This window comes from Paenibacillus sp. P4_A7 (assembly GCF_056402455.1).
In genome coordinates, this window is the sequence record NZ_JBFUHJ010000134.1 from 1 (window position 1) to 12,778 (window position 12,778).

Consider the following 12,778-nt stretch of genomic DNA (forward strand, 5'->3'; position numbering starts at 1 on the left):
CAACATGAGCACACCATAATTATTACAAAGAATCAACCCATTATCGTGACAGTAGCTTAGGATATCGACCCCTATTCAGTCCATACGATCAATATGTAATTAAAGAAATTATAATTGTTTCCGTGGTTACAATACTGGGCGAAACATGTGTTCATCAAAGTAATGTTGAATACTTTATGCAATAAACCTTTTAAAAATAATTTTTTTATTGGAGGAAACATGAAACTGGGCGCATTCTCTGTAAGTTTAAGTGTAAAAGACATTTACAAATCAAAATCATTTTACGAAAATCTAGGATTTCAAGTCTTAGGAGGCGACATTACCCAAAATTGGCTCATTATGAAGAATGAAAGTTGTATAATTGGTCTATTCCAAGGGATGTTTGAAAAGAATATTCTGACCTTTAATCCAGGCTGGAATGAAAATGGCGAAAATCTTAATTCATTTACGGACATTCGAGATATTCAAAAACAGCTTAAAGCAAAAGGAATTAAAATACTATCTGAAGCAGATGAAACAAGCGAAGGCCCTGCAAGTTTTACAATTGAAGATCCTGATGGTAATCCCATTCTTATAGATCAACACAGATGAAGTAGAGAATGGAATAGGTATATACATCACAGCTTTCAAGCAAGAAGGCGTTAAGCTATCGGGTAACTTAGTTGAGCAAATAAGGGGAAGTTTGCTGCGGCAGCTGCACCCTTTCTTTATTAAGCTAACGTGCAGGATAGATAAATTGCTTCGAGAATACCTATACTTTAGAAAATTTCCGTAAATGGATCCATCCTCGTTTTTAGTGGCCTCACTGACTCCATCCTCTTTAGTTTTAGTGATTACCTGGTCAAGGTCCTGCCCATTAAATATGGAAGCAGGTAGCATCACCTCAACGCTAAATAAGTTTTTGTCGACTTCGATTTTTTCGTTTCGCGGATCAGTCGGAGTGACTATATTGTATCTGCATTTATAATTTGGGCGACAATTGGACGACAATTTATTCTCTCGAAGATAAGGATTGTCTTAAATTCCTTGATATATAAGGCTCTTAAACAAAAAATCGGAGCCCTCTTTCGAGAGCTCCTATTCATGGGAGAGGAGAGGATCTTATTGTGGTGTGTATTAGAATACCGCGTCATATCAAGGATTCTTGACCTTAATCTCCCGTATAAAACTGGTGAAATAAGGCCGTTTAAGCGATTTTGGTGTACAAATGGTGGACTAATAATGTGAAAGTAGAGTATAAGACAAAAAAATATAGTACTCAACTAAAAAGAGCGGGAAAGCATTAAACTAACGGGCAGAATAGTTTGGTATTTGATACATATTTGGGTTATATCTAGAGGATATTTAGATCAAATAAGGAATCTTATATATCGACACTAATTCTAATATTTGGGTGAAGTGATATTTTTATGAGTTATGATCTTCATATTACCAAAGTAGATCATTGGATAAACAGCGAACAAAAACCTATTTTTTATCCTGAGCATTTCACACCATACAACTTTGAAGATATGTGAGACTTTTTTTGGAGGCAGTAACAAATGAGAACTTAACTTTTCTACTTATAGAAGACAACGATGAACCATATGGTCCAAACAACATAAAACTATGTTCGTTCACCAATAAGAATCGTAGAGGAGCAAAAAAGAAGAGGGTACGGCTCACATTAATGAATTACATTTACGAACTAGCAAAGAACGAAGGGCTGGACAATGTAAAACTGGAATATTGGACCAAAAATGAACATGCAAAAAACTTATACAGCAAACAGGCGTTCAAGGGATAAAGAGAATTTGTATATAAAAACATCTAAAGTGATTACACTAACATGCAATGAGAACTCAATAACAACAGTAAAAGGCAGCAAGACTAATCGGCTGCCTTTTCTCAACTGACGGGAAGTTTAGTGGGATGATTAGTTACCGTAATGTGGTATTATTAATAGTGTGTCGATATGGATAAGGAACGCGGGTGATACATGACATCGCCTTCAAATACCTTATCTAGTGACGCGGGTTAATCAAAATTAGCTTGACGTACTTCTGTTCCAAGTGCCTTTAATTGGTCTGTTTTTGTAATATCACGAACGATAGCTGCTACTTGTTCGGCAGCTACTGCATAAAAGAAAGAGTAAATTACATTGTAGTAAATTATAAATTTGGAGTGAATATGATATGTATAAAAATGGAATTATTGTTTCTACAAAATTACGGAATTTACCATCACTAGATAGTTTTTATATGCAGTATGAAGATAATGAAACTGAAAATGTTGAAGGTGGTTATGATACTAAATCTGAACGATTGTTTTGGATTAACCATAAAGAATTAAATAAATTCATTGTAAATATGGGGGAAGGTCATTTTTTTTCATTGCATAGAGTTTTTTTAAGCTACTTCGAATCATTGAATAAATTAGATCAATTTTGGTTGCGTCAGATCCCTAGAGAAATAAAACAAAAACAAGATAATTTAGAACTAAATCACATAGAAGCAATGCTAAAAACAAGTGGGATTGAGATATATGATTCAATAGCCTTAAAATATGCGAACTATATATGTAATAATGGAGTAATAAAACACATGGAAAAAAATCCGTTTCAAGAATATTTATGGTCAATACAGATGAATGAATTTTTGGATTTTTATAATATATCAGCCTTTGATAAGGTTCACATAAGTGGAAAAGTAGACTTGCTCAATTCGAGTTATTTATTTAAAGGGGCCATAGTAAAAAAAGAAATTAGCGTAGTATTATATGAGTGGGCTAATATAAGTAGTTTTATTCAATCTGATTTTATAAAAAGGTTAAGTAATATTTTAGAAGTAATAATTAAAGATGTTGGAAGAAATAGAGTTGAATATGACAGAAAGTCCAGTAACCCAAAGATAAATCAACTAGTTTATTCGATAATAGATCAAATTAATTCAAATGACCATTGGAGAAAATACTTCTTTGGTATATTTAATGCTTCGGATTTATTAGGTGCATATTCTCGTCACAGTAGTAATGAAATTAAAAGTATTAGTGGTCTAAATAATACTTTAGGAGATATTTCTATTAAAGGGGTTATTGATGACTGGAGAAATAATAACTTATTGCCTACCGAGAAACAGTTTAGAAAGATATTTGAATTTTGGTATTTTACCACTTCGTATTTAATACTAAATTGGTTGAGGCTCCCACATTATAATGCAGCTGAAGAACCTGATCATTGAACTTACGGGTATCGATAGTTCAATAATGAAAGGGCTGCAACACAGCAGCCCTTTCACCGATATGGGTATTCTTTTCCGTTAAAAGGTTTTGATATTTCAACTGATGATTTAGATTGATACACCTCTATTCGGTGATGCAACTATAATTTCGAAGAAACAAATTAACATAGTAGTTGATAGAATGAAAACTGCAAAAAAACGACAATAATAGTGAAATTTATTTTATATTCATGAGGTGATCAGTTGCGATTAAAAATGAACTTACTTKAAAATGCCTATGATTTTATTAATTCTTCTCTACTTTTTTATCGTTTATCTGAGTTTGATAATCGCAAATGGAAAGTTGCCTTTATTAATCTGGTTCAGGGGATTGAACTAATGGTAAAGGAAAAAATAAAACGGACTAATAAATATCTTATCTATGAGAACATTGATAAGCCCAAAAACACAATCTCTTTATCATTGGCCATAGAGAGAATGGTAAACATTCTAGAATTTCAATTAGATAATAATGACATTAAGAATTTAAAAAAGGCTATTGAGATTAGAAATCAAATGATGCATTTTGAAGTGGATTTATCAATCTTTGAGCTCAGGGCGAAATATTCATCACTATTTGAGTTTGTAACATCTTTTCATTTCAGATTTCTAGAGGAAGAATTACACACGCATATTGATGAAGAATTTTGGATTGAAGAAGCATATCTTATGGAATTCTTTAGTAATGAAATAATAACTTACTACTCTGAGGAAGTTCACAAGAATTTTCCTAGAGACTATGTCGAGTCTAGATTAATAGAGGAGTACGAAATAGATGGTGTAGGTTTTCCAAGAATTAGATTTGGGGAAGAAGTAACTAACGATAATTTTTATGGTCCGTATCCAGCTCGATGTCCTGAATGTTTAGGGGGATATGGTGACTTTCACGTACCTGGATGTGATATTGAGCGATGTCCTAAATGTTTTGGTCAATCAATAGCTTGTTATTGTATTGATTATGAGGATGACGAAATTACTGAATAAATAAATATTTCTATAATTTAAGTATACTTATTTGAATAGAGGAGGTTAGGAGAATGCTTTGTCCTTATTGCGGAGTTGGTATTAAACCGAGATTTACTAATTCTGTAGCATACGTTAACACGAATAGTGAAGATGAGGAATTGGACGATCATGCACACGAAATCGGAGGATCGTTTTGTCCAGAATGTGAAGGATTTATAGTGAAATTAAGAATAGGTGATTATGAAACAGCTGGTGGAGAATGGTATTTATCTGGAGTATCAGATGAAAGAATTATATATCCGAATCGAAAGGCGAATAGACTACTTCCACCTGAAGTTCCCGATAAATATAAAAAAGACTTCTTAGAAGCAGAATCAATTGTAGAATTTAGTCCTGCAGCCAGTGCCGCTCTGAGTCGGCGAGTTTTACAACATATTCTTAAAGAAGAATTTAAAATAAATAAATTTAATCTTGCAGAGCAAATAAGTATGTTTATAAAATTAACAGATATTCCGTCATTTCTTACAAATGAAGTAGATGCCATTCGAATTATAGGTAATTTTGCTGCTCATCCACTGAAAGGAACTCAATCTGGCGAGGTATTAGAAGTAGAACCAGGTGAAGCGGAATGGAGCTTGGATGTGTTAGAAAATTTATTTGATTTTACATTCGTTCAACCAAAAAAGCACAAAGAGAGAATAGATAAATTAAATATGAAACTTAAGGATCTTGGAAAGCCGCTAATGCGAGATTAAAATAAAGACCTAGTTAAGTTATATTTAACTGGGTCTTTATTTAATAAAATAGCTTTATGTTATCGAATTCTTATATCGTCAAACACAGCCGCAGCAGCCTGATCCACGGATTCAAATATATGTCCATAAATCTCGAGCATTTTTATATTGGAATGACCGACTCGTTTTGCAATCGCTTCTGAGTGGACTTTTTTATAAATCATCCAGGAGACCGAAGTATGTCTGAGATCATGGAGGCGGATCGGCTTCAATAAGTGACGACGATAAAAATCAATCCATTGCTTTGTGAACCAACCTGGATCATACGGTTTACCGTCTGGATGGCAAAATACAAATGAATGTTTGCCATCTGCCCATTGGTCTTGCAATTCGCTACGTTCAGATTCGCGCTCAGCATAAAACAGACGCAATTCTATAAGCAATGATTCTGATAATGCTATTTTTCGCAGCTTACCATTCTTAGTGGATTTCAAGATCGGTGAGCCGTTCTTCATTTGAGGTATGGTTTGCGTAATTAAAATATGACCAAGTTCAAGGTTGACTTTAGACCATTCTAGGCCTGCTATTTCACCTCGTCGCATACCTGTGGTCACCGCTAAAGTAATAGCAGTTCTAAATGCTAGAGGTTCAAAAGTGAGTGCCTCAAAAAGCTTCTTAATTTCCTTCTCATCGTAAACCTCCATTTCCTTTATGTCGTCTTCTTTTGGCTTTTTTACTCCAGTCATTGGATTGTCAATTATTATTTTCCACTCCAATGCTTTTGTGAAAATACTTTTTAGGACACGGTAGTTATAAACCAGGCTTGCAGATTTTAGTGGACCTGAGCCGTCCAAACGAGCATTGGGATTCCGAAGTGTATCTATAAAATCATGAATATGCATTGATTTAATTTGCTCCATAAACATGTGACCGAAGTATGGGGAGATTCTCTTCTTAGAATGAAATAAATAGCTGGCTATCGTTTTTTCTTCTAATTCTATATGTACAAAATTTCGTTCCCAATCTTTAAGGAAGTCATTAAAGGTCATTTTTCCGGGATTCAGATATACACCAGTTTCAACCATAATTTTAAACTTTGTTAATTCAGTATTCAAATGCTCTTGAAGTCTTTTTGGAGCTCTTAGAAGCGATGGATCGCTTACTTTGACTGTCTTAGTACGTTGAATTCTTTTTCCCTTGGCATCATATCCAATCTCAACTACCAGTAACCAAGAGTTTTGTCCTCGTTTCTTTATACTTGACACTGCAAGCACCTCCGTAATTAATTTACTTCCATTGAACAAACGATCGAATCTCTGTTTCCATTATGTCTTCAATATCTGATATACGAAGCATCAGCCTTTGAATGTCGTTTACATCTATTGGCGGGCCGGAGCCAACTAAGGTTTTGTTGATATATTTTTTGAGAGAAGGCAGATGCAGTCCGAATAGAGATGGATCAAGCGGATGTCGAATATACACGTTATCCGGAACGGACAAAGCTAAGACGTCTGAATCGATTTCATCAAATGTAAAGCGCTCGAATGGAGTTTCAATACTAATGTAAATCGTCTTGGTCCAGTCAAAAGAAAAATAATTGATCATCATCCAGAGAGGGTATAGGCGAGCATTATCGATATCAAGATCATAGAGCACTGATATTTTCATATTGATTGTTTCGCTCCAGTCTTATTAGCGATTTGTCTGTCCAATTGGTCAAGTATTTTATTGGTTGCTTCCGTATAGGCATACTTAACTGTAGAAGGGGTGAGTCTCGCTTGCATGTTTCGATCTTGTCGTTCCCTGTTAATACGGGCAAGCATTTGTTCTATGCGCTGCTTAACAAAGGTATAAGGTAGTTTGAAAGCCTCTGATAGTATTTTGAGATAATAAGAGCTGTGCTGTATCGGTCGCGGAGTTGTATAAGTAAATTTGAGCAAGAACATAAATTGCCTGATATGAAGACATTTTTGGTTTGGTTGGATAAAACTAATGCGAAGGATGTTGGTTATGCGCTAGTGAGTGGTTCAGATCCAGCAACTATTTTACAGACAATCTTGCAAGTTGCGGGAGCAGCTTAAAAGGGAGGAATTACATATGTCGAGAGAACAATTGGTCGAGGAAGCACGCGCAGCTGGACAAGTTGCTAAGTACAATTTGAAGTTTATTCGGAGTAATTCAGATATAGGGTTAGCGTCCAGATTCAGTCATGTATCTCAATGAATAGGACGCGGTGTACATGGTGGAAGAAGAAACGCATGAATATATCAGCGAGGAACAATTGGACGAAGTAGTTAAGGAATATGTTCAAAAGCCCATTGATGAATCAGATCGTGAACAGAAAATGCTGGTGCTTAGTCTTGTATCGGATTTAAGAAATTGTTGAGAAGAACATGATAGATTAAAGATTGGTGTGGAACTTCTGACACAAAAAAGCAATGAATCTGCGTGAATATTAAGTTTCATTACGAAAAAGAAAGCCCATAGAATGGGCATTCTCATTAATGCTATTTTAGGAGTTAACGAACGGAGGTCACGTAATTAATAGACATTGTTTCGCTCATTACGGCCGAAGATACCACAACTACAAGCGATAATCACTAATAGAATGAACAGTACCAGAATCGTACCAAGGTTATTGTGCATTATTTAAATTACCTCCCTACGTTTTGACTACATGTAGATTATGTTTTGATAGAGCTTAGTGATTGGATGTTTGTTCTGGAATGATACTAGTCTTATATAAAAGGATAGCAGAGGGAATCTGGTGGAAACCTTTGATCAATAAGTGTGAACGATTTACTGAGACTATTTTGAATGAATATTAAGTATATTGGGAGGTTTAGAGGATGAGAGTAATAACAGTAATCCAGCCTTGGGCGACATTAATCGCGCTAGGCGAAAAGAAATTCGAAACACGCTTACGCCGGACTCATATCCGTGGCAAGCTGGCGATCCATGCCGGCAAGAAAATTGATATTGAAGCATGCATACGGGAGCCGATCCGATCAACGCTTGCTAAACATGGATATACAGTGTACAACCTTCCTACAGGAGTGATTTTAGCAACGTCAAATTTACATGATTGTCACGAGGTGCATATAGATCATAACGGAGATGCAGTTTTACTTATGCATAATGGATCTCCGTCTAATTGGATAGGCAAAGATTCAAACGAATTTAATTACGGTTATTATTCAGAAGGGCGTTATGCATGGGAACTAACTGATGTTAAACAGATTGAATTTATATCAGCTAAAGGGCAACAAGGATTCTGGCATTATCCCGGTCTTGAGGACTTTCATGTGCTTGCTATGAAATAGAGATTAAATCTCATTAAATAAAATCACAGGAGGCATTTATATGAGTAAGTATGTTGTATTGAACGAGGATCAAAAGGCGGTTTGTCACAAAACATTATAAGATTTATTTTTTGCAGCTAAGCAGCTTCATGAGTGGGTTGCCACTGATTCATTGAGTGAAGATATGGGCCAAACTCTTCCAAGTTTAATTGAAAGTCACTTTACAGATGTCACTAAGCTCCTTGATTACGAAAGTGTTTTGATTAGTAAAAGCGTCTACAATTTATAGTCTCATAAATATGGATTGGATTATATACCTTGATACACATGTGTTTAAATAAAAAATCGGGCGTCCCTTTCAGGACGCCCTTTTCATGGGAGAGGAGAAACCGGATGAAGAACTTATGGGGAAACGTAAGCCTTCTCCGCGGTTGTCTACGGCATCTTGCAACGCCGATAAGTTTATTTTGTCCGATAGGCGTGTGAATATACATATTTAGGATGAAATATTTTTGTATGCCAATTATTGGCAAGTTAACGCTATATTAATAGACAAGCTTCGACTTTATTAATAAAGGGAATCTATGGTACGATAGGCGGGAATGAGATAGAAAGGGGCAATTTCAGTGAGAGTTATTGCGGGCGAGGCAAGAGGCCGCATCCTGAAGGCTGTGCCAGGTATGAATACGAGGCCAACAACGGATAAAGTGAAGGAAGCTATATTCAGTATGATTGGTCCTTATTTTGACGGAGGTACCGCGCTTGACCTATTTGCAGGTACGGGCGGTCTAGGCATTGAAGCTTGGAGTAGAGGCATAGAACGGACTGTTTTTATTGATCGTGAGAAACTAAGTATAGACGTCATTCGTGAAAATATTGTTATAGCAAAAATGGGCAGCGCTGCGGATATATATCGCAACGATGCGGAACGCGCTTTGAAAGCATTAGCGAAGCGTAAACAAAAGTTTCGGCTTGTGTTTCTCGATCCGCCCTACAAAATGACAACAATGGATCAATTGCTCACTCAAATGGCTACCGATGAAATGCTGGAACCAGGAGCGGTTATTGTCGTGGAGCATGATGCGGGACATCATTATCCGGAGCAGATGGATTATTTTGAACAATTTAAATACGCGAAATACGGAGATATTGCCGTGTCCATATACAAATACTACAACAATGATAGCTATGACAGGAGTGAAGACGATGTCAACGAATAACAAAGAGCGCGTCGCAGTATACCCAGGGAGCTTTGATCCCGTGACCTATGGTCATTTGGACATTATTCGAAGATCTGCGCGGCAATTTGATCGTTTAATCGTTGCTGTGCTGAACAATACGAGCAAAAATCCATTATTCTCCGTAGAAGAGCGTAAGCAGCAGCTTATTGAAGTGACGCGTGACATCCCGAATGTCGAAATTGAGAGCTTCCGCGATCTGCTCGTCCGTTTTATGAAAACAAAGCAAGCTAACGTGATTATTAGAGGAATTCGTTCTGTAACCGACTTTGAATATGAGCTTCAGCTCGCCTCTACAAATCATCTGCTTGACGATGAAATTGATACGATTTTTATGATGACTAATCCTAAATATTCGTATTTAAGTTCCAGTATAGTAAAGGAAATCGCCCAATTCCACGGGGATGTGCATGAGCTTGTGCCTCCTATGGTTGAGGAGCAATTAAAAAAGAAATATAAGCCGCAACCTTAAAAAGATGCAAGTTTGTTTCGAAGTGCTGTCAGATACTTGCTTGCTAACTAATGTTTGGAACGGCTACGGTGAAACGGCACTATTATTAGAGTAATAATCATAGCCAATAGAAGCAGCAATAAACAGCTTCCTATGGAATATTGCCATAGGAGCGGGAGATCACTTGCTCTTACAGCAGCGGCTCCTGAAGTGTTAATGGGGTATGGCTCCATGAAAACAAAGACAGGATCTGCGCCCGGTGCAAGTAATGGACGAAGTAAAGCGGTCAATGGCTTCCAGAGCAGAATCATGAACAAGAAAGCATGTACGGCGTGTGCGAGGCGCATCGCAACGAAAGGCAATAGCTTCAAATCTGTACCGTTAATCGCATAATCAGCTTGTAAAATGCCGCTGAAGCCGCTCCAAGCGAGAACAGCGGCTATTGCTGCGGCGTTGGTCAGGCTGCTAGTACCGGGAGCATCCCAGACGGCGGCAGCATAAGCGCCCAGGTGACCTTCAAAGAAGGCTTGACTAAGAAAGGTCAGTCCAGCCTTAGATAATAATGGTGCTAGCAGAGGATCGGCAAGCTTTGCAATCACGGCTGCGAAGATCATTAGGCCGCCAATTACAAGTAGCTTCTGAACGCTGGAAGCAACCGCTTCTCCGAGCGCTTTACCGAAGCTGCGACCGTCTTGTTCTCTACCTAAGTGAAGTGCTTCAGCGGCACGATGAAGCACGCTTAATTGTTTTTTATCAGCCTTTAGTTGATCACTACTGGTGCTATTCGTACTTGTATCGCGACTGAACAGGGAAATGATAAGCATAAGCCATAGCGCGGACAGCCATACTGAGGCGGCTATCATGGCACCAACAATTGGCTTGTGCAGAAAGCCAGCGCCAATAACGATTAGCATAAACAGTGGATTAGGCATATGAGCTAAAGCAAGCAGACGCTGACCTTGCTTCTTATTTACTAGATTCCGTTTTCGCAATGAAGCCACGGCCTCGGCGCCGGCCGGATAGCCTCCCATCCAGCCCATGACGACCGCCATTGCGGCTTCTCCGGGAAGCTTGAACATTTTGCCCATCACAGGCTGCAGAAGCGTGCCAATCGCGTGAGTGAGGCCGAAGGCGGCAATCAGCTCAAACAGCACAAGGAAAGGCAATAAGCCTGGGAATACGATATTCCACCAAACGGTGAGCCCTTGCAGCGAGGAATGAAAGGCAGCATCCGGCTGAAGAATGATGGCTCCAACTAGCAGTATGGAGAAGCATGCAAGCAGAACTGTTTTGACCAATGCGGTACAACTCCTTAGTTCCGCATATGCGGTAATTTGTAGTGTGTTTTGTGAGAATAGACACTGGCCCCGCCGAGATGGACAGACAGTCTACGTTAATTAATACGTCTATACCGTTAGGGATAGACCATAATCGTTAGAAGGGTAGTAGAGTGATTTGTGTTTCGGGTATGGAGAAGGGAGCGTCTTGAGTGCTAGTGAAGCGATCTGACTTTCAACGAACAGCCATTATAGTTGTATTAACAGCCGGCTTGATGTGGGCTCTGTTGTATGCACCGACACCTTACGTTGTTTATGAGCCTGGAATTGCAACTCCGGTTGAACCGATGATGACCATCGAGGAAGGTGACGGCTACGGGAAGGGCTCATTTTTGCTTACTGCGGTTAGACTTACTGAGCCTAATTTCATAGGTGTGATAAAGTCGATTTGGGATACGGATGCAGATGTTCACTTGAAGAGTGATGTATTTCGAGGGTATTCTGAGGAGCAATATGTTCAGAGACTGAGTGTAATTATGCAAGGCTCGCAAAATAATGCAATCGAAGCTGCTTACGGATATGCCGGTGTGCCATATAAAACAGTCACTCAATCGATTGTCATATCGGATGTGTCCGCAAAAAAAAGCTCTTCCGATATGTTTCATGCTGGAGATAGGCTTCTTGGTATTAATGGCGGCGTGAGGTTCACAAATATAGGGGATATATTGTTGGCTCTTAATAAGCTAGATCGAAATGATCAAGTTACATTCGATATTGAACGCGATGGAGAGCAGCGTATAGTCACGATAGCAGGCGATGCTATCCACCCCTCGTTAACAGCAGAAGAACTGCCAAAGGCACTGGGCTTGAAAGGTTTGACTGAGCTTCAGAGCTTGCAACCAAACGATAGCAGTAATCGTCTGTTGATATCTGCTGAAGACATTGGCGGGCCTTCCGCTGGTCTTGTCTTTGCATTACAAGCATTGGATTTGCTGACAGAGGGTGATTTAACAGGTGGCGCTTCGATTGCAGCCACAGGAACGATTAGCGTGGATGGTAAAATAGGTGCTATAGGCGGTATTAAGCAGAAAATTGTCATTRCAAACAAAGAGGGCGCACAAATATTTTTGGTGCCCTCTGACAATTATAGGGAAGCGAAGGCGAAGGCTGAAGCTCTGGGTACTGCGATGCAAATCGTTAGCGTTCATACATTATCTGAAGCAATTGAGAGTATTAGAACTTATAACGGTACCAAATTACAGTAGTAAGGGATTAATGTTTCTTATTGTTATTTTATACCTCAATTAATGGTAATCGGCTTGTCTGTAAAATCACGATACAACGATTGCGGAGAAGTACCGCTGGGCATTCCAAGCATATAAACACCGCTTGCTTGTACATCTAGATCTAAATACCGATAGGACTTAGGTGTTCTCGCTGCGCTGAGGAGGACGGGTAATTTAGCTGTTTCTCGCATCCGCCGAAGTAATTGCTTGCCTTTGTCGGTAAATCCTAGTACTCTTATATATTCAACGCCTGAAGCGAGCTTGTCC

15 protein-coding genes are annotated in these 12,778 nt (G+C 38.5%); 11 read left to right on the top strand and 4 right to left on the bottom strand.

Annotated features, from left to right (window positions below; genetic code table 11):
* Positions 1-219: 219 nt before the first annotated feature.
* From AC1DWN_RS16940 to AC1DWN_RS16955, 4 genes are all read left to right on the top strand, one after another.
* Complete coding sequence (locus AC1DWN_RS16940; protein WP_477560079.1) at positions 220-591, top strand: VOC family protein; 372 nt, start codon at positions 220-222, stop codon at positions 589-591.
* A gap of 1,583 nt (positions 592-2,174) precedes the next feature.
* Positions 2,175-3,218, top strand: a complete 1,044-nt coding sequence (locus tag AC1DWN_RS16945; RefSeq protein WP_477560080.1) for a hypothetical protein — start codon at positions 2,175-2,177, stop codon at positions 3,216-3,218.
* Positions 3,219-3,596: 378 nt separating this feature from the next.
* Positions 3,597-4,241, top strand: a complete 645-nt coding sequence (locus AC1DWN_RS16950) for a hypothetical protein (protein ID WP_477560081.1) — start codon at positions 3,597-3,599, stop codon at positions 4,239-4,241.
* Between the two features lie 53 nt (positions 4,242-4,294).
* Positions 4,295-4,978 carry a DUF4145 domain-containing protein gene (locus tag AC1DWN_RS16955; RefSeq protein WP_477560082.1) on the top strand — a complete coding sequence of 228 codons (684 nt, stop codon included), beginning with the start codon at positions 4,295-4,297 and terminating at the stop codon, positions 4,976-4,978.
* A 59-nt stretch (positions 4,979-5,037) separates the two neighbouring features.
* Here the strand turns inward: AC1DWN_RS16955 and AC1DWN_RS16960 are convergent, their stop codons facing one another.
* Positions 5,038-6,222 carry a tyrosine-type recombinase/integrase gene (locus AC1DWN_RS16960; RefSeq protein WP_477560083.1) on the bottom strand — a complete coding sequence of 395 codons (1,185 nt, stop codon included), beginning with the start codon at positions 6,220-6,222 and terminating at the stop codon, positions 5,038-5,040.
* A gap of 22 nt (positions 6,223-6,244) precedes the next feature.
* Positions 6,245-6,625: a hypothetical protein gene (locus AC1DWN_RS16965; RefSeq protein ID WP_477560084.1), complete on the bottom strand. Its 381-nt coding sequence runs from the start codon at positions 6,623-6,625 to the stop codon at positions 6,245-6,247.
* A gap of 429 nt (positions 6,626-7,054) precedes the next feature.
* On the opposite strand from AC1DWN_RS16965, the gene AC1DWN_RS16970 reads away from it, so the two are divergent.
* The 6 genes from AC1DWN_RS16970 (at position 7,055) to coaD (ending at position 9,969) form a co-directional block, all read left to right on the top strand.
* Positions 7,055-7,180 (top strand): hypothetical protein, encoded by a 126-nt coding sequence (locus AC1DWN_RS16970; RefSeq protein ID WP_477560085.1) that lies wholly within the window; start codon positions 7,055-7,057, stop codon positions 7,178-7,180.
* 16 nt (positions 7,181-7,196) lie between these two features.
* Positions 7,197-7,343, top strand: coding sequence for a hypothetical protein (locus AC1DWN_RS16975; protein WP_477560086.1), 147 nt, complete (start codon positions 7,197-7,199; stop codon positions 7,341-7,343).
* Between the two features lie 463 nt (positions 7,344-7,806).
* Positions 7,807-8,280, top strand: coding sequence for an ASCH domain-containing protein (locus tag AC1DWN_RS16980; RefSeq protein WP_477560087.1), 474 nt, complete (start codon positions 7,807-7,809; stop codon positions 8,278-8,280).
* Between the two features lie 353 nt (positions 8,281-8,633).
* Positions 8,634-8,759 carry a hypothetical protein gene (locus AC1DWN_RS16985; RefSeq protein WP_477560088.1) on the top strand — a complete coding sequence of 42 codons (126 nt, stop codon included), beginning with the start codon at positions 8,634-8,636 and terminating at the stop codon, positions 8,757-8,759.
* A gap of 126 nt (positions 8,760-8,885) precedes the next feature.
* A complete protein-coding gene (gene rsmD / locus AC1DWN_RS16990; RefSeq protein ID WP_477560089.1) occupies positions 8,886-9,479 on the top strand; it encodes a 16S rRNA (guanine(966)-N(2))-methyltransferase RsmD in 594 nt (197 codons plus the stop codon).
* Positions 9,466-9,969: a pantetheine-phosphate adenylyltransferase gene (gene coaD / locus AC1DWN_RS16995; RefSeq protein ID WP_477560090.1), complete on the top strand. Its 504-nt coding sequence runs from the start codon at positions 9,466-9,468 to the stop codon at positions 9,967-9,969. The genes rsmD and coaD overlap by 14 nt, the downstream gene beginning before the upstream one ends.
* A gap of 47 nt (positions 9,970-10,016) precedes the next feature.
* Here the strand turns inward: coaD and AC1DWN_RS17000 are convergent, their stop codons facing one another.
* Positions 10,017-11,246, bottom strand: a complete 1,230-nt coding sequence (locus AC1DWN_RS17000; RefSeq protein WP_477560091.1) for a nucleoside recognition domain-containing protein — start codon at positions 11,244-11,246, stop codon at positions 10,017-10,019.
* A 191-nt stretch (positions 11,247-11,437) separates the two neighbouring features.
* On the opposite strand from AC1DWN_RS17000, the gene AC1DWN_RS17005 reads away from it, so the two are divergent.
* Complete coding sequence (locus tag AC1DWN_RS17005) at positions 11,438-12,490, top strand: S16 family serine protease (protein ID WP_477560092.1); 1,053 nt, start codon at positions 11,438-11,440, stop codon at positions 12,488-12,490.
* 35 nt (positions 12,491-12,525) lie between these two features.
* Here AC1DWN_RS17005 and AC1DWN_RS17010 read toward each other — a convergent pair.
* The coding region (locus tag AC1DWN_RS17010) for a nucleotidyltransferase family protein (protein WP_477560093.1) at positions 12,526-12,778 on the bottom strand (253 nt) is incomplete at its 5' end.

Coding starts and splice junctions, on each gene's coding strand:
- AC1DWN_RS16940 (WP_477560079.1), top strand. CDS start 220: ATGAAACTGGGCGCATTCTCTGTAAGTTTAAGTGTAAAAGACATTTAC.
- AC1DWN_RS16945 (WP_477560080.1), top strand. CDS start 2,175: ATGTATAAAAATGGAATTATTGTTTCTACAAAATTACGGAATTTACCA.
- AC1DWN_RS16950 (WP_477560081.1), top strand. CDS start 3,597: ATGGTAAAGGAAAAAATAAAACGGACTAATAAATATCTTATCTATGAG.
- AC1DWN_RS16955 (WP_477560082.1), top strand. CDS start 4,295: ATGCTTTGTCCTTATTGCGGAGTTGGTATTAAACCGAGATTTACTAAT.
- AC1DWN_RS16965 (WP_477560084.1), bottom strand. CDS start 6,625: ATGAAAATATCAGTGCTCTATGATCTTGATATCGATAATGCTCGCCTA.
- AC1DWN_RS16970 (WP_477560085.1), top strand. CDS start 7,055: ATGTCGAGAGAACAATTGGTCGAGGAAGCACGCGCAGCTGGACAAGTT.
- AC1DWN_RS16975 (WP_477560086.1), top strand. CDS start 7,197: ATGGTGGAAGAAGAAACGCATGAATATATCAGCGAGGAACAATTGGAC.
- AC1DWN_RS16980 (WP_477560087.1), top strand. CDS start 7,807: ATGAGAGTAATAACAGTAATCCAGCCTTGGGCGACATTAATCGCGCTA.
- AC1DWN_RS16985 (WP_477560088.1), top strand. CDS start 8,634: ATGGGAGAGGAGAAACCGGATGAAGAACTTATGGGGAAACGTAAGCCT.
- coaD (WP_477560090.1), top strand. CDS start 9,466: ATGTCAACGAATAACAAAGAGCGCGTCGCAGTATACCCAGGGAGCTTT.